Origin of the sequence: Bradyrhizobium sp. AZCC 2262 (assembly GCF_036924535.1) — a bacterium.
Classification (GTDB): domain Bacteria; phylum Pseudomonadota; class Alphaproteobacteria; order Rhizobiales; family Xanthobacteraceae; genus Bradyrhizobium.
On sequence record NZ_JAZHRT010000001.1, the window covers coordinates 7,286,458 to 7,307,690 of the forward strand.

17 protein-coding genes, 2 tRNA genes and 1 pseudogene are annotated in these 21,233 nt (G+C 59.8%); 6 read left to right on the forward strand and 14 right to left on the reverse strand.

Annotated features, from left to right (window positions below; all coding sequences use genetic code 11):
* Positions 1-8 precede the first annotated feature (8 nt).
* On the reverse strand, positions 9-389 hold the full coding sequence (locus tag V1283_RS34215) for a tautomerase family protein (protein ID WP_334391018.1): 381 nt from the start codon (positions 387-389) through the stop codon (positions 9-11).
* Between the two features lie 186 nt (positions 390-575).
* Between V1283_RS34215 and V1283_RS34220 the strand changes: the two genes are divergently transcribed.
* Complete coding sequence (locus tag V1283_RS34220; protein WP_334391019.1) at positions 576-1,175, forward strand: TetR/AcrR family transcriptional regulator; 600 nt, start codon at positions 576-578, stop codon at positions 1,173-1,175.
* A gap of 714 nt (positions 1,176-1,889) precedes the next feature.
* Here V1283_RS34220 and V1283_RS34225 read toward each other — a convergent pair.
* Together V1283_RS34225 and V1283_RS34230 are read right to left on the reverse strand one after the other, a co-directional pair.
* Positions 1,890-2,510, reverse strand: coding sequence for a Crp/Fnr family transcriptional regulator (locus V1283_RS34225; protein ID WP_334391020.1), 621 nt, complete (start codon positions 2,508-2,510; stop codon positions 1,890-1,892).
* A gap of 946 nt (positions 2,511-3,456) precedes the next feature.
* A pseudogene (locus V1283_RS34230) lies at positions 3,457-4,114 on the reverse strand (FABP family protein).
* Positions 4,115-4,383: 269 nt separating this feature from the next.
* On the opposite strand from V1283_RS34230, the gene V1283_RS34235 reads away from it, so the two are divergent.
* Positions 4,384-4,797, forward strand: coding sequence for a hypothetical protein (locus V1283_RS34235; RefSeq protein ID WP_334391021.1), 414 nt, complete (start codon positions 4,384-4,386; stop codon positions 4,795-4,797).
* Between the two features lie 113 nt (positions 4,798-4,910).
* On the opposite strand, the gene V1283_RS34240 is transcribed toward V1283_RS34235, so the two are convergent.
* Positions 4,911-8,285 carry an adenylate/guanylate cyclase domain-containing protein gene (locus tag V1283_RS34240; protein WP_334391022.1) on the reverse strand — a complete coding sequence of 1,125 codons (3,375 nt, stop codon included), beginning with the start codon at positions 8,283-8,285 and terminating at the stop codon, positions 4,911-4,913.
* Positions 8,286-8,680: 395 nt separating this feature from the next.
* Here V1283_RS34240 and V1283_RS34245 point away from each other — a divergent pair, with 395 nt between their 5' ends.
* Positions 8,681-8,998, forward strand: coding sequence for a hypothetical protein (locus tag V1283_RS34245; protein WP_334391023.1), 318 nt, complete (start codon positions 8,681-8,683; stop codon positions 8,996-8,998).
* 80 nt (positions 8,999-9,078) lie between these two features.
* Positions 9,079-9,927, forward strand: coding sequence for a hypothetical protein (locus tag V1283_RS34250; RefSeq protein WP_334391024.1), 849 nt, complete (start codon positions 9,079-9,081; stop codon positions 9,925-9,927).
* 357 nt (positions 9,928-10,284) lie between these two features.
* On the opposite strand, the gene V1283_RS34255 is transcribed toward V1283_RS34250, so the two are convergent.
* From V1283_RS34255 to hisE, 9 genes are all read right to left on the reverse strand, one after another.
* Positions 10,285-10,354 (reverse strand) — tRNA-Phe (locus V1283_RS34255).
* 47 nt (positions 10,355-10,401) lie between these two features.
* Positions 10,402-10,608, reverse strand: coding sequence for a hypothetical protein (locus V1283_RS34260; RefSeq protein ID WP_334391025.1), 207 nt, complete (start codon positions 10,606-10,608; stop codon positions 10,402-10,404).
* 281 nt (positions 10,609-10,889) lie between these two features.
* Positions 10,890-11,372 (reverse strand): hypothetical protein, encoded by a 483-nt coding sequence (locus tag V1283_RS34265; RefSeq protein ID WP_334393275.1) that lies wholly within the window; start codon positions 11,370-11,372, stop codon positions 10,890-10,892.
* Positions 11,373-11,667: 295 nt separating this feature from the next.
* Entirely contained in the window at positions 11,668-12,888 is a 1,221-nt protein-coding gene (locus V1283_RS34270) for an ABC transporter substrate-binding protein (protein WP_334391026.1), read from the reverse strand.
* 744 nt (positions 12,889-13,632) lie between these two features.
* A complete protein-coding gene (locus V1283_RS34275; RefSeq protein WP_334391027.1) occupies positions 13,633-13,890 on the reverse strand; it encodes a hypothetical protein in 258 nt (85 codons plus the stop codon).
* Between the two features lie 16 nt (positions 13,891-13,906).
* Complete coding sequence (locus V1283_RS34280; protein WP_334391028.1) at positions 13,907-15,871, reverse strand: carbohydrate porin; 1,965 nt, start codon at positions 15,869-15,871, stop codon at positions 13,907-13,909.
* A 54-nt stretch (positions 15,872-15,925) separates the two neighbouring features.
* Entirely contained in the window at positions 15,926-16,627 is a 702-nt protein-coding gene (locus V1283_RS34285) for an MgtC/SapB family protein (protein ID WP_334393277.1), read from the reverse strand.
* Positions 16,628-16,855: 228 nt separating this feature from the next.
* The gene (locus V1283_RS34290; protein ID WP_334391029.1) at positions 16,856-18,535 is read right to left on the reverse strand and encodes an Nramp family divalent metal transporter; all 1,680 of its coding nucleotides are present in this window, start codon (positions 18,533-18,535) and stop codon (positions 16,856-16,858) included.
* A gap of 244 nt (positions 18,536-18,779) precedes the next feature.
* Positions 18,780-19,277 carry a phosphoribosyl-ATP diphosphatase gene (gene hisE, locus V1283_RS34295; RefSeq protein WP_334391030.1) on the reverse strand — a complete coding sequence of 166 codons (498 nt, stop codon included), beginning with the start codon at positions 19,275-19,277 and terminating at the stop codon, positions 18,780-18,782.
* 875 nt (positions 19,278-20,152) lie between these two features.
* Here hisE and V1283_RS34300 point away from each other — a divergent pair.
* Both V1283_RS34300 and V1283_RS34305 read left to right on the forward strand, forming a co-directional pair.
* Entirely contained in the window at positions 20,153-20,422 is a 270-nt protein-coding gene (locus V1283_RS34300) for a metal-sensing transcriptional repressor (protein WP_334391031.1), read from the forward strand.
* A 185-nt stretch (positions 20,423-20,607) separates the two neighbouring features.
* Positions 20,608-20,880, forward strand: a complete 273-nt coding sequence (locus tag V1283_RS34305; RefSeq protein WP_442895801.1) for a hypothetical protein — start codon at positions 20,608-20,610, stop codon at positions 20,878-20,880.
* Positions 20,881-21,098: 218 nt separating this feature from the next.
* Here V1283_RS34305 and V1283_RS34310 read toward each other — a convergent pair.
* Positions 21,099-21,174: transfer RNA gene (locus V1283_RS34310), tRNA-Phe, on the reverse strand.
* Positions 21,175-21,233: the final 59 nt, after the last annotated feature.

Here is a 21,233-nt window from a genome sequence, read left to right on the forward strand (position 1 = left end):
ACGTCGCCTCAAGCGAATTGCGCGAGGCCGTGGCCGACCGACCAATTCTCTTTTGCGGATTCGAGAACGTTCACGAACACGTTCTCCGGCCGGATGCCGGGGTTTTTGCCGAGCAGCTCCGCGGTCCGCTTGAACAGCGCCTTCTTCTGTTGCGCGGTGCGGGTGTCGAACACGGTGATCTGGATGTACACAACATCTTCGCTCCGGCTGACGCCATAACAGGACGCGCTGTAGCGGAAGTTCGCCGCGTCATGCTCCCTGATGGTCATGAACTGGTCGTCTTCGGGCACGTCCAGCGTTTCGCGCATCGCGCGATACAGGCTGTCGAAGATCGCCTGCCGATAGGCTTCCGGCTTTCCGGCGCGCAGTGAAATGTGAATAAGCGGCATCGCGGATCCTTTCGAAAAGCCAGTGAGGCGGACCACACGGTGGTTCACCCCATGGACGAAATGGGCTATCACTAATTTTTGACACGATGTCGAAAACGATACCTAGATTCTTGACGCCATGTCAAATACTTTTTGACCGGCGTCAGGCGGCTGGATTGGGCCGGTGGTGTGCAAGCGGAGGGAAACGTGAGGCCGCGCGAGTTTGACCACGACGACGTCCTGCGCATCGCGTTCGATCAGTTCTGGCGCAAGGGAGTGCGGGGGACACAGCTCTCGGACATCGCGCGTGACGCGGGCGTCCAGCGCGGCAGCCTCTACAATGCCTTTGGCAGCAAGGAAGCGCTGTTTCTCTGCGCCTACGAGCGCTATGCCGGCGAATATGTGAGCGCGCTTCAAAAGACGCTCGGCGCGGGGATCTTGCGGGAGCGCCTCACCGCGTTTTTCGAACTGACGATCAGGAATTTTCGTTCCGGCTCGCCGCCCCGCGGATGTCCGACCACGCGGGGACTAATGGAGCTGTCGCCGGTCGAAGGCGAAGGGCTGGACGAGCACGCGCGCCAGGCTTTTGCGGATCTGGTGGCGCGCATCACCGGTCTGGTTCAGGAAGCCTTGTCCGGGGGCGTCAAGCGGGGCGAGTTCAACGGAGACCCCGAGACCGCGGCACTACACATCGTCACCGTGACGCGCGGACTGGCCGTGCTGGAACGCGCCTTCGGCGATGAGGCGCAGCTTCGGACGATTGCCGCGCATACGGTCGATCTCGTGCTCGGCAAGGAAAGCGGCTAGGTAAAGCCAGACCTGTTTCTTTCGTGCGACGCGTCCCCCTCGTCATGGGTCATTGTTCGGATTCAACTGTCAAACAGCGAGAGGGTGTGCGTCCGCGTTCTCGCGGCATCGAGCGCCCGAGCTTTGCTTAAGCTTCCGCCCTCTATCGAAGCAAAGGGCGCAGGGAAAGCCGGGTGCACGCTGCACCCGCGGTCTCGTGTGCAATTTGCGCATAAGAACGCGCACACGAGCATACAGGTCCAGCGGAGGCATCCCGGCTTTCCCTGCGCGATGGGTTACGGCTTACTTCGTGCTCTCCCCGGTGAACGGCTCTTTTGCCACCGTCGCCCCTGAGAAGCTTGCTTCTCAAAGAACTTAGCGCCAGCACCGCGACGCCAGAACCACACGACTTCGCCGTCCGCGTCAGGCGCCAACGTCCGCTGCGCCATTCGCGTCCACCGCATCTCACCGCGCGTTCGTGACGTGGCCAACGCCCCTTTGGTGGATGAGACGGGCGGAGTTATGGGGTTGATTTGGGCTGCGCGTGAAGCGGAATATTTTTTCGATATGGGCTGGACAGAGTTTTGCTGATTTGCCCGTCGTGCCAATTGGTCGCATCCCGCGAGCAGCAATCGCAGTTGCGCTTCAGGCAAATCAGCCGGCAGCAGTCCGGGCGGCATCCAGCACTGCTGCGGCAAAACCGATCCAAACGCGCAGACGGCCTATGACCTCGCACTACGGCTTGGAAGCCAACAAAACTTGCGGTGTCCGGGATGCATTCGCCGTCATTCGGGTAGCCGTCAATCTCAAAAAGTACAGTGACAATCCCGGATTGCGCTCGCAAAGCGTTTTAAGCTGTCCTCCGCTGATCCAGAGCAACTCCACGTCTGTTGCGGCAACCGCGGTCTGAGTGCGGCGGCGCTCGACGGAAAAAAGCCCAACCTCGCCGAACAATTCGCCATCGGACAATCGCTGATCGATTTCGGGAAGCCTGACGAGTCCTGACGCGATCATATAGAGCGAGTCTGCGAAGTCTCCCCTTCTAAAAATGATCTCTCCTGCCTTGAATCGCTTTGCCCGCATGAAGGGCTGCAACCAGGCTGGAGAAAGGTCTGTCGCTGCCGCGAGATTCGCCTTGCGAAGCAGCAGCGTCATTCGCACCAGGAGCCAGACATTCAACGGGAGAAGAATGAGATGCAGGATCAGCACCGGATACACCTCCTCACCGAGTCCGTAAGCCACAAAGGCCAAATTGCTGCATATCGCCACGGCGCGGAGCCGCAACATTGTGCTCATGCAAAAGGTCAGGAGAACGAGAGCGGAGGCCAAATAACCGATGGCATCGATCAATGTCATGACATTGCCCAGCCCGAGCAAGAAATTTCAATAAACGGAAAATAGATTAAAAACGGCGATCACCATGTAAGATCGCTCATTTGATGGTCGGAAATGAGGCCGCCGAGCGGACATACGGCCTTCGCTCATCCGGGCTGCGCCTGCTGGATTTAGCCCTGTCGAGAGGTTAGTATCTGGAACGGCCCGCGCCTTTCTCAGGAGGTCCGATCATGACACGGCACCTTTTTTTCGCGATTGCGCTCATAGGCACCGGAGTGCTCCTCAACTCATCGTCCGAAGCACAGCATTGGCGATGTGAAGACAGAGCCGCGAATTGCCTCGGCAGGTGTACCGACAGGCTGGCAGGGATAAGCGACTGGGGACGCCAGAACAAATGTTGGCGCTGCGACCGGCAAGTGACCAAATGTGTGATCAACGCGAACTTGCGCCGGCATAGTTATTACTGAACCCGATGGCATGCCCGTGCGGGCGCGCCTGGAGGGCGGTATGGCACCTTGGACCGCAAGTCTCGTCGCAGTCTTGCTGGTGGCCTCTTGTGCCGTTGCGGACGCGCAGGCGAATTGCGAAGCGATACCTCGCGGACCGGCTCGCACCGATTGCTACCTCGCCCTGAGCCAGTACTACCGTGCGCAATCGGATCTCGCCGCTGACAGAGCGCTCGCGCAATCAGACGCCGCATGGTATCGGGCAATTACCGGAACAGACCCTCTGAAACCCAAACCACGTCGGCGACGATAAGACAGCAAGTAGCCCGCAGGAGTCGACGGGTCGCGCGAACGCGCGCCCAGCGACGAGCGCAGTGTTGACAGGCTCCGCGATATGCAGGGATCGGCACCAACCAAATGTCGGATGCCGCTTCCGCCTTCGCTCGTTGAGCTACGGCGGACAAGCCGCTCATGCGGCCATGCTTGCAAAAACGCTCGCGGAATTGCCGTGCTCAGCAATCCTATTTCTTCTCTGCGCGATCTTTCAGGATGACAGCTAACGGATTCGGTGCCGGCGCCGCAACAAGTTTCAAGGTGTTGGTGTCGTGATGATTGAAGGGCCGGTCTCTCCCCTTCACCAGAAGCTCGGTTTCAATGGCATAGGTCCAGCTTCCGTCGTCGTTAAAGGTAATGTCACATCGATAACTCTCCGTGCGGAAAGCTTCGTCCAGGAATTCCGTCGAGCAGATTCCGTAACGCGTATCGCCACGCTTCGCCGTGACGGAGATGCGTTTGTCATCCGGCTTCGCGAGGCCCGATGCGAGCAAAACCTGGCCTCGCGGAATTGTCACGCTTTGCAGGATCAAGCCGGTGGCCGGCTCCCAAAGCCAGTAGCCGACCTGATCGTGAAAGGTGATGTCTTCCTCTGATGTGTTGATGTGGATGTGATAACGCAACCCGTAAAACAGTTGCGGACCATTGGCCTGCGGATCGATCGGGTCCATCCGGATATGCTCTCGGAAAATCCGACGCTCCGGGCCCTCGGCTTTCGGGTTGACGTCCACGCCTTTGTCCGACCTGCCAGACACCCGCCAGATGACGCAGGGGTCCGAGATTAGCCAGGCCGTCGGGGGATACGTTGTCGGGCTCAGTAAAGATGTCTGCGGGCATGGGCAGCATGACGAAACCTCGCGTGATGGCGGTATCGGCAATCGTATCCTGACTGACGGCGTGAAGTCACCTCGATCGTGCAACTTGTACGGCGCTCCCTTTGAGCAAGTAGCCCGCATTAGCAAAGCGATATGCGGGGATCGGCACAACCGAAACCCGGATGTCGCTTCGCTCATCCGGGCTACGCTTGCTCATGTTGATCCTAACGCCGCGCGAAAAGGAAGTGTTGAGCCGTCTGGCCAAAGGCAAATTGGGGCGGGAAAAATCTGGCGATAAGCATGCTTATTTGGCTGGAACCATTTGCGGTATGCTTAGATCGTCGCCAACAGAGCAGATGCGGTCAGCGAATGCAGTCGTATGTGATCTTGATCTCGGTCGCCACGACCGGCGCATTTGGGTGGTTTGCGCTCGAACTCATGGGTCGGCCTATTCGAAATTTCTTCGATCTACGACGGTCTGTGCGCCATCAAATGCTTTTTATTGCGAACGTCGCGACGCCACAACCTCGCGAGACCTGCGTCACATCCGAGCAGATACGGCAATACGATACAGACTTGAAAAATGCGCGCGAGGCACAACGCATTCTGCGTGATTTGGCCTCTCAAATGCTGGCGTTCGCCGAGAGCGAAAGGGCGGCTTGTATTGCAATCAGGCCGTTTGGTTTTGATCCTCGTCGGCTGGCAGCGGCCTGATCGGACTTTCGAACACGCTCGACCGCCAAGGGACCGACCGCGCCGGCTTTCGCAAAAATGTCGAACGGGCGCTGCGGTTTGGCTAGTAGCCCGCATGAGCGAAGCGGCCAGCCTCACTGCGCGAGTTCGCCGAGTAACGCCTTGGCCTGCTTCAAGTCCAACGTGTCAAATCCCTCGCTGAACCAGCCGTAAATCAGGGCGAGACGCTCGCGTGCCTCGGCATTCCTGCCCTGGCTCCGAAGAAGCCGCGCTAGCGATATCGCCGCGCGGAGTTCCAATGACCGAGCGCACTGGCTCTGCGCGATAGCGATTGCGTCATTGTAGCTACGCTCCGCCTCATCCACAGCGTCATCACTCACCACCAGCAAAATGTCTCCGCGCAGCCGTCGAAGCTCGGCCTCCCACGCGCGCCCCGTAACGTCATTGACTTGTTTCAGCGCGTCACCGACAGTCGAAAGCGCAGTTTCCGGATCTTCAATCTCTACTAGTATCGTTACGAGCCATCCGCGCAGGAACCCGCGCATGTGTCCAAGATTGCTTCGACGTGCCTCCTCGATGGCCTCCCGAATTTCGGCTACTGCCCGCTCTTTTTGCCCTGTCTTCGCGAGCGCATACCCCCGTCCGAACTGCGAATAAAGTGCATAAAGATCTATATGGTGCTCCCTGGACAGGGCCAAACTTCGATCTGCGTGCGCCAGCGAGTCTTGAAATTCTCCACGCAGCGATTGTACTGCGCACGTCACATAGTGAGCGAACGCGACAGTATAGGCGTCAGCTTGCTTCAGGGCTTGCCCAAGAGCTTCTATCACGTAACGATGCGCCTGTTCGGGATAACCGAGGCTCCACGTATCCCAGGCAAGTATCAATTGAGCAGCGATGCGTGGGTCCACAGCATAAGATAAAAATAAGGATCGCGCGTCCGCAGTAACCACCTGCTTCAGTGCAACTGCCCGCTCAAGATGTTCACGCGCTCGAACGAAGTCACCGAGGGTAAACAACGTGCTTCCAAGGACACGATGCGCCACTGTCAGCGCGATCGGGTCTTTGAGCTCTTCGGCCTTAGCGAGCAGCGTCTCGCCGAGCTCGATCGCCCGATCATGTTGGGCTCTCATCCAATAATGCAGCGCCAGGCCAAACATCGCCTGTATCTCTTTACGCGGCTCGCCGAGCTCCTCGCTCAAAGTGCGAGCACGTTCAAATGAACTGCGGGTGTCGTCCGCCGAATAACCATGTGCCGCGATGAAGCAGACGCCGAGCGACAACTGAAGCTCCAATTCCTTGGAAAGGCGCTCCGGCGTCTCTGGCAACACATTCAAGAACTCCAAGGCCTTTTGAAATTGGACTATGGCTTCGAAGTTGGCTGACCGACTTCTGGCACGTTGACCTCCGTGCGACCAATAGATCACTGCAAATTCAGCGTTGCCCGCCAGGCTATAGTGATAGGCGAGAAGCTCGGGTTCATCCGTAACAATCTCCGGCCGCTCCTTCTCGAGTACTGCGCCGACTCTTGCATGGACCTCCCGACGGGTTGATCTCAGCAACGATTCATAGGCCGCGTCGCGCACAAGCGCGTGCTTGAATACATAACGGGCTGACGGCCTATGGTCGATTTGCTGAATAATCTCGCTTTGCTGAAGGTGTGCGAGGGTTAAATCCAATTCTGAACTGCTTAGATTTGAAACGCGAAGCAACACGTCGTAAGAGAATTCACGGCCAATGACAGCGGCCATTTGCGCGACACTTCGCCCCTGTGGTGCTCGATCCAGGCGCGCCACAAGCGAATCGCGCAGCGAGTCCGGCACCAACCAAGAAGCCGACGGCTCCGCGCGTTGGTTGCTCGCTCCGCGCTTTTCGATGCCGCTTGACTCAAGGGCTCCACGAGCAAGCTCTTCTACGAAGAGAGGTATTGAATCGCTCTCGTCGACAATCCTATTCATCACCGCAGTTGGGACACTCTGTTTGCGCAAAGCCAGCTGTGTCATTTCGACGACCTCCCGTCGTGGGAGACGCGATAACGTTAACCCGCTCACGTTGCCATAAGCGCCCGAGCGCGCTTGATACTCTGGTCGATGAGTCACAATTAGTAGAATTCTTGCCTTCTCGGTTCGGCCCGCAACCATTTCGAGAAGTTCCTGCGTCGAAGGATCGATCCATTGCGCATCCTCAAGCAGACAAAGGACCGGGCGTCGATCCGAAAGACCGAGCAGGAGATCGACGAGCACGAACAAGGTATGGGCCTTCTTCTGCACCGCGGTGAGTTCAAGCGGAGCATATCGTGATTCACTTGGAATCGAGATCATCTCGGCGACGAGCGGTATGACCTTGTCGACTTGCATAGTGGCCTTCGCAAGCAATTTCTCGATCTTGTCGAGCTTGACCAGATCGGAGTCATTGTCAGCTAGCTTGCCGAGCCGCTTGATTTGTTGGATAACCGGGAAGAGAGCGCTCTGCATGTGGTGGGGCGAGCACTGGAAATTCAGACTGAAATGAGATTGCTTTCCGATCCAATGATCGAGTTCGTGAACGATTCTCGATTTACCAATCCCGGGCACACCGCAGACATATAGAACTTGACCTTCTCCACCCTTTGCGTCACGCCAGCGTTGTTGCAACAAAGCCAGCTCGGTACGCCGCCCAACCAGCGGCGTCAGTGCCGCGGCGCGGCCGGCTTGAAAGCGGCTTGAGTCCTCATGGACATGCCGCACTCGAAATGCGTGAATGGGGTCCGCGATGCCCTTCAGGTTCTGGGGTCCCAGATCTTCCTGATCGATCCGCACCGAAATAAGCCGTCTGGTGACCTCAGCAATTATCACTGAATTCGGCGCCGCGATTGTCTGGAGACGGGCCGCGATGTGCGGCGTATCCCCGATCGCGCTTGAGGGAATCGATGGATCGCCGGCGCCCGTTTCGCTTATCACCACGATGCCGGTGCTGATCCCGACCCGCACCGACAATCGTGGCGGTCCCGCGATGGCCATCACGGCCTCGATCACCGCGAGGCCCGCGCGTACGGCCCGTTCAGCATCGTCCTCATGTGCGAGCGGGTAGCCGAAATACACCTCAAGGCCGTCGCCATGATATTGGGACACATGGCCTCCATAGCGCTCGATAACCGCCCCGCACGCGCTCTGGTAGGCATGCATGACGGCCTTGAAATCTTCCGGGTCGAGACCGCTGGCAAACTTGGTCGAGTCGACGAGGTCGCAGAACATGACAGTGATCTGACGACGTTCGGCCGGTCGTGGCCCGATCGTCGATCTGCTTTTTGTCCCCTCGCCGGGCTCGAATTGCGACAGGTCAGCCGGTGACGAACCCAGCTCAGAAATGGCCGCAAGCAACTTGGCCCTGGGACCGACCGGCACGCCGATCTGCTCCAGCATGTTCTCGGTCACATGGGGCAGAAAGTCGAATTCGATTTCGTTGTCCTCGAACGCTTTCGCGTACTTGCCAAGGCCGAGGCGATGCAGCCATGCCGAAACGTCACTCACCCGGCAGCCTCCTCTGCGAGAAGTGTGAGGACACCAAGTTGTACATTGAACTTGCTCGCTTTGAAATGCGGTTATGGCCTAGCCGCCAATTTGCTGTCTCCGCGAGTGGAGCAAAGGAACGGAGGGCGCCTTGCGGCCGTCGGTATCCTGCAACCCGATTTCCATCGGCAACAGATCAGGAGAACAAGCCGCACCCATAGTGCCGGCATCGACCGCGGAGCCTGCGTCCGCGGGAGGTCGCCATCGCAATGGCTGCGAGATCACATGCTCAGCAGGTGGTTGACCTGACGCCCTGAAATTGCGGAGGCATCTTGACGCATCTGCAAATGCAGGACAACATGTAGCGTTGAAGAGGCGGAGGAATTTTATCCCTTTCACATCATCAGGTGGCCACGATGAGCAAAACCAAGGATGATTGTACCTCTTATTATCCCAACGACGCTCTCGCTGCTGTGATCGTGCGAGCGTGGAGTGATAAAGGATTTGAAGGTCGATTGCTGTCGGGCGCGAACCTGACCAACAAGGCCAGTACCACAGCCGCGTTGGAGGAAATGGGCATTTCCCTAGACGATGTGGTCGTTCTGGAGCCGAAGGACTTAGGAGGGTACAAACGGAAGGAAGGCCAAATCCTTTTCGTATTACCCAAGGTCATTGGCAAACCTTCGATGGAGACAGCCCGAATAGCGATGGCGTCGACGTGTGACGGGATTTGAAGACACCCATTGCTTCCCATGGCGTGGGTACGTTCATTGACCACTGACCGTGCACCTAGCTGGCGGTCCGGAGGTGAAGTATGGACAACATTACAGTAGAGTGGGTAGCACTTTCCGACGATATTGCGATCGTTGCGCGCGAAACGGGCGATTCCTGGTTCGTTGATGTGAGGGACCAAGACGCCACAATCCCGTTCACCCGCCCGATGACCGGTCAGGGAACGCCTGGAAGCACGGGTGGACTCCTCAATGGTGCAATAGCACTCGGTCTCTCAATCGAAGGCGAGCTAAAGCAGCGCAATATATCGCTTCCGCAATACGTGTTTGACCTCATCTTCTCGTATCACAACGCGCGCCGTGCTCCGGGCCACTTCCGTAAAGCTGCCAACCGCTTCAGGGCCTTGAACAGGCCAGAAATTGCCTCGTATCTCGAGACCCACGCGCGTGAGGAAACAGGACACGAGCGTCTGGCCATCAAGGACCTTCGCGCGCTAGGCTTGCCCGCCGAACGCATCGTCGCCAACCTTATTCCAAGCGGCATGAAGCCACTCTGCGACTATCACGACAGTCTCGCCCTCTCAGACTATCCGATCGGGTGTATCGGATACTCGTACTGCTTCGAGTACACCGCGGCCTTCAAGGGAAGGCCCGAAGTGGACGCCATCGAAGCTCTGTGGGCGCCTGGGATCGACGCATCACGTTTCTTGAGAACCCATAGCGCCCTCGGAAGCGAGGCGAGTCACGTTGATGATATCGTCGATTTCGTTTCGGGCCTGCCAGCGTCCGACCGGACCGAAATCGTTAGGGTGACCTACCGCACGGCCCTAGCGTTGGCAGAAGGCCTGCGTCACGTCGCGGGTCTGTCGGAAGCGCAAATCGTGGCGGAAGTCCAAGCCGCCGCAGGCGAGGAGATCTGCCTTGCGGCGTGAGGCGCCGCTCAGCATTAAGCACGCCGGCACCAGACCAAGAAACCGCGCGGCTACTCGCACGATGCTCGCTGACGTTAACTGATTGCCGGCGTCGGGTCGCGTTTTCCAGAAGTGCCAGTACGCCGATCATCCGACTAAGCCTCGTCGGCCAGCGTCGGGGCCCGTTCGGCGTTGTACTCGAGGTTAGCACGCGGAGTCGGCGTTGTTATCGATAGCGTCGCCATTCAGGTAGGACGGCAGTTCGGTCCCGCTCACTAACCAGGATTCAGAATGCTGGGGGTCCCTATTCCGTTCCTTACTGGATCATCTAGCGTGACTTCGGGAATCGAACCACCGACGCCTCGTGGGTAGAAGTCATGGTGCCCAGGGGCGGGATCGAACCACCGACACTGCGATTTTCAGTCGCATGCTCTACCAGCGGATCAACTACCGCTTCGGCTGGGGCACGGCCCGATTGAACCTGGCACGGCGAAACTAGTCGATTGGCACGAGCCGTTCGTCCCACTGCGCCGCAAGGTTCTTGATCTGGTCGAAATTCAGGATCGCCGGTTCACCCTCGCGGACGATTGTTGTCCGCTTGCGTTCCTTGGGTAGCAATGTCATCGCGCGCGAAACTGCCGCGCGCAGTTTCATCGAGCCGTGATCTGTGAGGGTGACGAACTCTTCCGGGTCAAGGGCCATGGGTCCACGCCTACACTACCGGCTGGCCCGCAAGCCAGCACACACGCCCCGAATGCCCAACTCTCCAGATAATCCAACTTGGTTAATAGACAGTTATCGTTCGGCTCTGTCGTGTTGAATTGGCGCGCGGCACACGCTTACTTGAACCTCGACCCATGCGCCGGCTCGATTTCAAATGGTTGGCCTAAAGGAGGCGGCTGCCGTCAAGCTCACGGCAGGGTGTTCGCTCGTGCCGCGCCTGCCCACTGTAGCACCCAGTGAACCATGGCAGTCGCAATGGATCAGGCTACCGCTGTCAACCTGACATCGGCATCCGGGTTTGCGCAAAGCAGACGCTTGCGAATGGCCTCTTCGACGAGCGCGAGCGCCTCCTTGGCTTGTCGCGCTTCGGCTTCAGCAACTTCGGCGCGAAGCTCGACGGCCATCAACTTGTCCTTCTGACCTTCAATACAGGACCGGGCTTGTTCCAGCGCTCGACACGCTTGTTGCAGCTTAAGTTCGGCGGTGACGATGAGTTCACGTTGTGCCTGCTCGGCGGCCTCCGCCCGCATTTCGGCAAGCCGCAATCCTTCCAAGGCGCTCGTGCAAAGTGACTGGGCACGAGCTTCCGTCTCGCGGGCGTGCTTCTCCATACCGCGGAAAACATCGGCCGCTTGATATACCAGATCGAGGGCTGTTGCTCCCTTGTCTGGTGCCAGCGGGGAGGGAAAGCTCAGGGCGTCCTCGTCCCCTCCAACTGACGCTCTGGAATTACGCTGCGCCATGTAGTTCAAGCTCGTCGCGAACACACACGAGCAGCATCATGAATAGCTATGGTTAACGGATGGTTAAACAGTTGTATGCCGGGAGGCGTCGCGGCGGGACAGTGGCACGCGAAATCTATCAGCAACGTCCTTGACCGCGCTTTTAAGCGCGGTGCTTGCGCCCCCACGTAGACGCGACTTGATTTGACTTGAGTAAAATGCTGCCCAGGGAGGGAATCATACGCAGCCACCGACGCGACGAACCGCTGTTCGTCCTTGGCATGGCGCGAACGGCGGCCGCTAACAGCCGCACGGATCAATCGGTGACAATCGGTCCGAACGCCTCCCACCGGTCGCCTGTGAAACGCATCATTCGGAACTCCTTGACCACACGATAGTCGGTCGGGCCGGTGTTGACGGAGAGCCCCGGGAGCAGCAGATCAAGTTTCACGTTTTTCAGGCTCGTCGCTTGCGCCATGACATTCTCGCGCGAGAGATTGTCGCCGCATTGCTTCAAGACCTGCATCAGCAGCTCGGCGGCGCTATAGCCATAGACCGTGAAGATGCTTTTCCGGTCGCCTCCCGGATTATAGTCGTTCATGAAGGCGCTCCATCGCTTCATGCCTTCGTCATCACGCCAGGTCGGGTCAGCGGCCTCCTTGAACGAGCTCGCCGAGATGATGCCCTTGGCGTTCTCGATGCCCGCGGGGCTCAGGACCGCGTCGATCGAGGACGAACCGACGCCAAGGAGGTGAACGGGCTTCCAATCAAGCTCTGCCATCTTTCTGATGACCTGGGCGGCGAATTTCGAGGCAGCCATGTTGACGAGGACGTCGACACCGGCCGCCTTGAGGCGCACGACCTGCGAATCGACGGTCGGGTCCGACACATCGTACGAAGCTTCACTGACGATGAGTTCGGCTGCCCTTGCGCCGAGCGCTTCCTTCAACCCAGTCAGATAATCCCTGCCGCTCTCATCGTTCTGATAGAGCAGGCCGATTCGGGCATTCGGATAGTTACCCAGGATGAAGCGCGCGTAAACGCGAACCTCCGTGCGCAGATTGGGAGCAAATCCCATCGTCCAGGGGAAGTTGATCGGATCCTCGAAACGCGTCGACCGCCCGGCCACGAAAAGCTGCGGGATCTTGCGATCATTGAGATATTTCTGGACCGCGATGTTCGAGGCATTACCGAGCGTCTGGAATGTGAACAACACTTCGTCGCTCTCTATGAGCTTGCGGACCTGCTCGACGGTCTTGGACGGCGTCGCCGCATCGTCGTAGGAAATCAACGTGATCTTGCGTCCATTGACGCCGCCATGATCATTGATCATGCGGAAATAGGCTGCCTGTACCTTGCCGATCACGGAGGATGCCGAAAGCGGACCGCTATAGGGCATCGTCTGGCCGATCTTGATCTCGGTATCACTTGCGCCTTGACCATATTGACGATCACCTGCGAGCAAAGGGGTCGTGACGAAAAGTCCGGCAGCAAGGATTGCCGCTCTGGCAGCATTCGCGCGCAAGCTCTTGCTCATCGCTGCAACCCTCATCGCTGGAGCGGAGCTCGTGGATCCGGGCGCCGTTCACGACATGCATGCTCCTTCGCTAGCTGAAGAGCGATCTCATCACGCAGCCCGCGAGAAAGCTGTTCGGCCGGATTGGATCAGAGCGGACAAGCGCAGTCCAAGGAGCCCTGCCCGCAGTGCGTTGGGAAATCTTCCCGATGTTCGGCAAGCCTACGATCGGCAGCAACCAGCAGTGTCGGGACAGTGTGGCGTTAGGCTTCGAACCAGCGATTGCGAATCCTTTCGATGCATCGCGAAACCCACAATCGCGGGAGCTGCCCCACGCGAAAGGCGACCCTTACGGGTCGCCCGCGCCGATATCGCAAGAATCGGTGGTTGCGGGGGCTGGATTTGAACGTGCGAAACTTAGCGAGCCTCAGGGAGAGAAATCCGCGAGCGCCCCTCGCGCCGATCATCCAGCGAACGCAATCGTACAAGATCGTGCTCTAGCGTGGAAAAGCGTAGTTTGGTGCCCAGGGAGGGAAACATACGCAACCACCGACACGAGGAACCGCTGTTTGTCCTTAGTATGGTGGCGTGAGTGCTTGGCACGGTGGCGGAGGTTCCCTACATCGCGAACCCCACCATCGCGGGTCCCACCGGGCGCTTGCCGATCGACTAAACGGCCTGTGAGTCGCCACCCGCTCTCGTGCCGGAAGACGGCGTCGGCCGCACGACGCCTGCCAAAGCGGCGGGGCAGCGGTGCAAGTCGGCCTAACGGCCCTTCTTACGAACCAGCCGCTTGCGTCGAATGCAGGTCAACGCCGGCAGTATGATGCCCAGCGCAGCGAACACGAGAAGGAGCAGCCAATGACGAACATCTGAGGCTGTTTTCGGTCCGATCTCGGCCAGGCCATCCGGCGCGGCCAGTTGGACTACAGCGCAGGTGGCGAAGAACAGCAAGAACACAAGCGCGCTCACCAGTTTCGCTCGGGCGCTGCGGCGGCGAAGCGAAGCATCCGGACGATCCATAGCTGCCTCCGGAGCGTTAGAACTCGGCATGGGCGCGTGCCGAGAAGATCGATACCGGTCCCCGATCCGCGTTGTATGAGGGATTGGCGACGAACTGGTAGTCGAAGCTCAGCGTGCTCCAGGTGTTCACCTTCCACGCATAGTAGGCCTCGACGATCTGCTCGGGACGATAATTGAGCTGTCCGTCGCCGATCAGCAGCCCCATGCCGCCGGCAGCGAGATAGTTGCGATGGGCGGCGGAAAGCCCGTTGATGGCACCGCCGATGCCAACGGTGTCATTCGGTCGCCCCCAGAAGCTGCCCTTGATGGAAAGTCCGCCGGAAAGGCTGCGATCGATGTCGGTGAAGGACAGGATTTCGTTCTGTCCGTCGTTCCAGCTTGCACGTGCAAACAGGCCGATGTCCGGAACGATCTGCTGCTCGAGGTTGGCGTAGAAGCCATGCTTCGGATTGACGCGGCGAATACTCGCCATCACGGCATTGATGTCCTGCGTCGGGTCTAGAGCCGTGATTGCCAGCGCCTGATTATAGTTGCCCGTCACACCTTTCGTTCCGAAGGCCCCGAGCCGGAGCTTGCCAGGCTGGCCGAAGATGGAGTGACGCTCCTCGAACTCGGCCACCACGCCGCCGGTCTTGAACTGGAGGATGTCGCTGTTCGGCTGCGACGGCACTTCGAGCAGGCCGGCACGCACCGCCCAGTCCTTCCGGTTGAGCTCGACCACAGCCCCACGTGTATAACCAGGCAGGTCGGCGGGAAAATCGTAGGCTGCGGCCTCCCACATTGCCCAGTTCATGAAGTCCGCGCGGGGATCATGAGCGTAGGCATTGTTGTCGAAGAAGTCGCCGACGGCGAAGCGGCCGACGATGAGAGTAATGCGATCGATGTCACGCTTGCCCGAAAGCTGGTTTGGCCCGTCGGCAACCTCCTCCTGCTCGCCGCCAAGACCCCAGGTCTGCTTGATGTAGTAGCGCTGTGCGCGAATCTTCGGGAAGGGAGCGCCAGCCTTTTGCGCTTCGCCGTTCGAAAAACCGGCGAGGCCCAGCGTGCCGTTGATGCCAAAGCCCTGCGCGAGCTCCGGGTTGAAGTAGAACTCGCCGCCTTCCCAGAGCTGCGCTCCGAGGAAGGCCGTTGTTGTCCAGGTCGCCTGCAGTTGTCCGCCGCCCGGCAGGCTGTTGGGTCCCGTGTAGGGCGCGCGTATGGAGGGATAGCCCTGCGGCAGGAATGTCATCTGTGCATGGACGTTCCACGCGTCCGAATCTGGAAGTGCGGTCTGTTTGGACGCAGGTTTCTGCGTCAGATCGCCGAAATGGTAGTTCAGTCCGATCTTGGCGAGACTGATACGAGAATCGACATTGACGTTGCCCAGCCCAAAGCCGCTCAAGTCGTAAAGTTGACGCGAGAGATCGACGTACTCGTATTCGAGTTTTGCGCTCCAGTTGCCGCTCACGGCAAACTCGAGACCGATGCCCGCGGTCCAGCCGGGCTGATAGTGTCCGACGCCGCTACCATCGTTGATGACCGCGTGGGTGTGACCCCAGGCGAAGCCGCCGGTGACATAGGGCATCCATGGTCCGAAGGCGTATCCGATCCGGCCGCGGACGGTGCCGATATAGTCGAGGGTCGTGTTGAAGGCGGCGGGCGGCAGCCGCCCCATCGCCGACTGGTCGAGGTAACTTGGGAACGTCGAATCGGCTTCGACACCGAGGACGACGTGGTTCGGTAGCTCGCGATTGTAGCCGATCTGGTAGCCGCCGATCAGCCCGATCGGACTGTGAGGAAACGCGACCCCCTGCAGGGGAAGCGGGTTGGTGTCCGGGCCGAAGCTGCCGCCTCCGTAGCCGAAATGGCCGCCGACATAGAAGCCGGTCCAGTCGTAGACCTTCTTCGAAGCCCACACCTTCAGCGGCGGGTCGGCCGCAAGGGCTGGTGACCAATTCCAGGCGACTCCGGCGCTTATAATGAAAAGCGTTGTCTTCTTCACTTTAACCCCCTGATGTTCGGGATCACTTCGTGGTTCGATTGGTTTTCGATGTCGCTATTCCAGTATCGGCCCGACGCTCCAGCTGGCCGGCGAAACGGTCGGCTCGAGGCTCAGGCGGCCGACGATCTGTTCGAGCGTCGCGTCGTTCTTCGCGGGCGCGGTGAGTTGGGCGATGACCTCGACGCGTGCGCCGTCGTTAAGATCGGTGCTATCCAGTCGCCGCAAGGTGAGGTGGCCGTTGCTTGTGGTGTGAAGCAGCAGGGCCCGTACGTGAGCCCCGTCCGTATTCTTGCAGACGACACGGACGCGGTATTGCAGATCCGTCTCGGTTTGGGCGATCGGCCGCTTATTGATGTAGCGGACCAGCGGCCGCAGGCCGAGATTGACGAGAACGACGAAGGCCGATGCCGCCACCGCATGGAGCGGATGACCGCTGCCGGCAAGAAGTCCAACCGCCGCCGAGCACCACAAGGTGGCGGCGGTGTTGAGCCCAGTCACGTGGAGCCCCTCGCGGAAGATGATGCCTGCACCGAGGAAGCCGATCCCCGAGACGACCTGGGCCGCCACTCTTGTGGGGCCTCCGTCATCGGGAAACAGGCTCTCGAACACCACAAAACTGGCGGCGCCGATCGCAACGAGCGTGTTTGTGCGCAAACCTGCCAGCCGTTGCCGCCACTGGCGTTCGAATCCGATGGCTGCACCAAGAAGGGTTGCGACGCCCAGGTTGATGACGGTTTGATCAATCGATGCGATCATTGTTGTCACACTTGCTCGTTGGTAGTTGCCTGCCCGCTCTTCGGCGCCCGAAAGCGAGCAGCACACCTGCCCGTTCCAGCGCATGGGAGGCCGACAGCACCGCCCGAAGCACGGGGCGCGGTATTGTGCGGCTCTGATAGAGAGTCGTGCCGCCGCGCAACACCAGGCTGGCTAACCTGAACGCAGCTATCGCGCCGGCGCGGCGGCATCGACCCAGGATCGTCATGGTCATGCGCCCGCGGTCGCCAGTTGGAAGATGCGCACGAGGACGAGGCCTCCGGCCACAACGAGATAGCCGCGCAGCACGATCAGCCAGATCCGGCTGAGGGTGCTCATTCGCGCCGGCGGGAGTGTCTCGAGCGGTGGCATCCGCCACCGGTCCGCGTCGAGCACTTCGACCTGGGCGTCGGCCGCTTCGTTGCCACCGCACCGCGGTTCGAAGGCCTTCATGCCTACCGTCACCGCCAATGCAAGTGCGCTGCCGCCGGCGAGAATTCCGACGATCCACTCCGATCCCATGTCCGGAAACAGGACGGACGAGGTCAGGATGATCGACAGCATCACCAGCACGGCGACGACGGCGCCTGTGAAGAGATTGAGTCTCCTCGAGTTCACCCATGGGCCAAGCACGGCCTTGTCGTTCGACAACAACAGGAGAAACACGGTCGCGCTCGGCAGCAATACGCCGGCAAGCGTTTGCACCGCGTTCGTGAGCAGCCCGAGCGGAGTGCCCGGCGTGAGTACCAGCAGCGCCGACAGGACGATCAAACCGAAAAGGACGCCGTAGAACCCCTTGGCGTCCCACACATCACGGTGCAGGGAGTGCTTGAAGGCAAACACGTCGCCGATGGCATAGGCCGTGGCGAGCGACACCGCGGCAGCCCCGATGATGCTGGCGTCGAGGAGCGCGAGTGCGAAGAGCGTCGCCGGCACCCTGCCCGCATATTTCTCGAGTCCCATGGCGGTGCCGAGCGCATCGGTGTAGTTGCCGAACTCAGGCTGCCCCCTGAAGATCTCGGCGCAGAACCCCATCATTGCGACCGCACCGACGATGACGAGGAGAATGCCGATGCAAAGATCCCAGCGCTCATAGCGGATGAACCGCGGCTTGATGCGCTTGTCGACGATGTAGCTCTGCTGAAAGAACAGTTGCCACGGCGCTACCGTGGTGCCCACGATCGCGACGATCAACAGCATCACTTCGCTGAGCTTGGCGTCCTGCGGCATCTTCGGCACGAAGAAGTCGGTAGCGATCTGATCGACCGGCGGATGCACCATCAGGATGACGGGCACTAGCAGCAGGCTACCGAAGACGAGAAAGATCGCGAACCGCTCGAAGCGCCGGAAGTTGCCGGTGCTTACCGCAACCATGATGATCGCGGCCGATGCGATGACGCCCCAGAACTGCGACAGACCCAGATAGCGCAACGCCAGGCTGACGCCGATGAACTCGGTGATCAGCGTCAGAGCGTTGACCAGGAACAGGTCGATGACACTGAACGCGCCCCAGAACCTGCCGAAGCGTTCGAAGATCAACCGCGCGTGTCCGACGCCGCTCACCGCGCCGAGCCGCACCACCATCTCCTGGTTCACGTAGAGAACTGGGATCAACAGCATTAGCGTCCAGAGCAGCGTGGTGCCGTAGTTCTGACCGGCTTGAGTGTAGGTACCGAACGCGCCGGCGTCGTTGTCGCCGACCATGACGATCAGACCGGGCCCCACGATCGCCGCGAGCGTCTTCAGTCGCGCCAAGAAACGCGTTCGCGGCGCAAAGTCGTCCTCCGCGATGCTTCCGAAGGCGCCGTGGATGTCTCCGAGATGGGCCTGGTCCAAGACCGCCGTTTGGGCGGATGGCGTTTGAGCCCCGAGAACAGCGGTCTCAACATCGGTACGGTCGAGTGAAGTCATTGCCTGCTCCTGCTTATTTCGTTCGCTTCGTGCGTCGAGTGGTCGGAAATGAAAAAATGTTGGGCGCCAAGGCGGTCGGTTGACGAGGCTCGGTCTTCTTCACTACGGAGACGAGCGCGAGGCCGAGAGCTGCCACGTTGCGAAGCAGGCTGGTGCTTTCTCGGATGATGCCGACGACGCTTCGGATGACGGGGCGATCGCATCAACGGCGTCGGCAGAATTGCGATCGTCGCGCCGATAGGTTTTACGCATTCCGCTCATCGTCACCTCCCGTGCTTTTTGGTGCGGCGGGAAAGGCGTCGGGATCGCGATCCTTCGGAAGTTTCTCCGCGATCCCCAGCTTCAGGGCGCGGCTGCGCATCTCCGCCCAGACGTCATCCGGAAGGATGTCGGTGCGATACCAGAGAGCGACGAGGTTGTAGAGAAGATCGGCGCTCTCCCGCACGATGCCGCGGGCGTTGTGCCTTGCAGCCTCGAGCGCGACCTCACCCGCCTCCTCGAAGACTTTCTGCGCGACCTTGCGCGTAGAGGACGCGAGCAGTTTCGCGGTACGCGGGTGGTTCTCCGCCGTGACCTTACCGAGCGCGTGATGAAGGCAATCGATTTCGTTGGGGCCCACGGATCGGCCGGAACGCCGTTCTCTTCCGTTGAACCCGGCGCACGCGCCGGACCGCTCCGAATCCGGAACGAGCGTGGGGGCGCCCGCGCCGTGCCGCGCGCCGGTTCCTCTGCCGATAGTCATGGTTGTTCTCCTGGTTCACCTGCGGTGCCGCACGACCGGCACCGAGGCGAACAGGAGAGCAGCAGCTCTCACCGTCTCGGGTGGATCAGGTCACCGGCGTTCGCAATTTCAATGTCATGCCCCGTGGGGCTTCCCGTTGCCGCACCGGAACGGCAGGCAACGGGCCATCTAGGTCCTTCGTCCATGATGGTCCTCTTCGTTAGGCCGCGTGCTGCGCCTGCCAGCCTACTGACGCCAACGGTCCGGACGGGCGCGGCTCCGCATCGTTCCACGGCGCGTCGTTGCTGGGAGCGGTCCACTGGCATTCGAGCCGACCGCCTACCTTGATCCAATGACAGACCAGCGCGGGCTTTGGACGCGCGCGCCGGGCGGCCGGGCGGCGAAATCCCGGCCGGTTGTCATTGGAATGGCTGTTGTTGAAAGCTGTAGCCCGTGCTGGCGCCTCGCGCCGGAACGGGAATGGACATGCTGCCGCGAGCTTTTTGAACACCACTCACCTCCACATCCGCATCGTGCGGCAGGACGGTGAGGTTCGGCGATCAGCTCAGCAGACCACCAACGCCCACGCGGCTCGCGCCCACGCGATCGGATCGATTTCGTTTCGAATTTCCTGGCACCACCAACCCGCCTAGTGCGGGATCGGCACTGCCGACGATGCTACTGCCCATGGGCCTTCGCTAGAGTTGACTTCAGTATTCAGAGCCGGCGCGCAGATTCCGCGTCGACCAACGATTGGCCACTACGCTCGACGCAGTGCGCTGTCAAGCGAAATCGGAGATCCCCCCATGGGGATACGGCATATCCCCCCGGGGGGATATGATTTAGCGCTGAGGTGATGTTATATTATCCCGTGCAAGGATATAGGAGATCCATAAATGTCAGGCCAGGACCATCACCCAGCTATCGTCCGCCGTCTCAAGCGCGCGGACGGTCACTTGCGAGCGATTATCGAAATGATGGAGCAAGGGCGTCCATGCGTGCAGATTGCTCAGCAACTACAAGCCGTCGAGAGCGCAATCGAGAATGCCAAGAAGGCACTCATCCACGATCACATCTCGGAATGCATCGAGCGTCCATTGAAGGCGACAGGATCGGCAGCTCGCGCTCCGCTCAAGGAATTGAGACTGATCGCCAAGTATCTGTAAGGGACTGACACGACCAACTGTGCTCGTGATACTGCGAGAGCCACAGCGGCCGGTTGCTTCCCCCGCATCGTGCTCGGCATCTGCGTGATGTACATCGATCGACTTGATCGGCCTCGACGGTTTTTTTGCGGATAGTCTACAGGACGGATCAGGACGATCGCGCTCTCGCATTGGTGGGAGCCGGCATGGGCGTCGCGCTGATGCCCGCGATTTTTGATGCGCCTAACGTGAAGAAAGTCCCGGTTCGCGATTTCGATGCAAAGCGCGTAATCTCCCTGCAATGGAATAAGGATGTCGCGGACGATCGACTCGATCGCGTCGTTGCCTTCGCCACCACGCACAGCTGGGCATCATCCGATCGGGTAGACTTCGAAACTTCTCGTCGATTATCCGGTCAGGTCGGCGCGCTTGCCATGCTGAACAACCTTTTCGAGGTTGCTCTTCAGCATTTGCGCTAGCCGGTCTAGTTCGTCGCGCCAGCGAACGCGGCGATGAATAGTGGCAGGCACCCCCGCCTGAGGCGGTGCAATTTCCTCCAAACCCTTTCTAGGCCAGTTACCATCGCGCATTGCAAATCTGAAGTGATGAAAGAGAAATCCGACGAGCGCTTCTCGCGCCAACCATCCGGCAAACGCAATCGTACAAAATCGTAGTCCAGCGCACAAAATCGCAGATTTGGTGCCCAGGGGCGGGATCGAACCACCGACACTGCGATTTTCAGTCGCATGCTCTACCAACTGAGCTACCTGGGCATACTCGGGCGCAAGGCCGTGCGAGCGGGCGGTTTATAGAGAGGTCAGGGGGCCGTGTC

What these genes read in the sequence shown, in the direction of transcription:
- V1283_RS34215 (WP_334391018.1), bottom strand. Translation starts at nt 389, where the DNA reads ATGCCGCTTATTCACATTTCACTGCGCGCCGGAAAGCCGGAAGCCTAT.
- V1283_RS34225 (WP_334391020.1), bottom strand. Translation starts at nt 2,510, where the DNA reads ATGACATTGATCGATGCCATCGGTTATTTGGCCTCCGCTCTCGTTCTC.
- V1283_RS34235 (WP_334391021.1), top strand. Translation starts at nt 4,384, where the DNA reads ATGCTTATTTGGCTGGAACCATTTGCGGTATGCTTAGATCGTCGCCAA.
- V1283_RS34245 (WP_334391023.1), top strand. Translation starts at nt 8,681, where the DNA reads ATGAGCAAAACCAAGGATGATTGTACCTCTTATTATCCCAACGACGCT.
- V1283_RS34250 (WP_334391024.1), top strand. Translation starts at nt 9,079, where the DNA reads ATGGACAACATTACAGTAGAGTGGGTAGCACTTTCCGACGATATTGCG.
- V1283_RS34260 (WP_334391025.1), bottom strand. Translation starts at nt 10,608, where the DNA reads ATGGCCCTTGACCCGGAAGAGTTCGTCACCCTCACAGATCACGGCTCG.
- V1283_RS34265 (WP_334393275.1), bottom strand. Translation starts at nt 11,372, where the DNA reads ATGGCGCAGCGTAATTCCAGAGCGTCAGTTGGAGGGGACGAGGACGCC.
- V1283_RS34270 (WP_334391026.1), bottom strand. Translation starts at nt 12,888, where the DNA reads ATGAGCAAGAGCTTGCGCGCGAATGCTGCCAGAGCGGCAATCCTTGCT.
- V1283_RS34275 (WP_334391027.1), bottom strand. Translation starts at nt 13,890, where the DNA reads ATGGATCGTCCGGATGCTTCGCTTCGCCGCCGCAGCGCCCGAGCGAAA.
- V1283_RS34285 (WP_334393277.1), bottom strand. Translation starts at nt 16,627, where the DNA reads ATGATCGCATCGATTGATCAAACCGTCATCAACCTGGGCGTCGCAACC.
- V1283_RS34290 (WP_334391029.1), bottom strand. Translation starts at nt 18,535, where the DNA reads ATGACTTCACTCGACCGTACCGATGTTGAGACCGCTGTTCTCGGGGCT.
- hisE (WP_334391030.1), bottom strand. Translation starts at nt 19,277, where the DNA reads ATGACTATCGGCAGAGGAACCGGCGCGCGGCACGGCGCGGGCGCCCCC.
- V1283_RS34300 (WP_334391031.1), top strand. Translation starts at nt 20,153, where the DNA reads ATGTCAGGCCAGGACCATCACCCAGCTATCGTCCGCCGTCTCAAGCGC.
- V1283_RS34305 (WP_442895801.1), top strand. Translation starts at nt 20,608, where the DNA reads ATGGGCGTCGCGCTGATGCCCGCGATTTTTGATGCGCCTAACGTGAAG.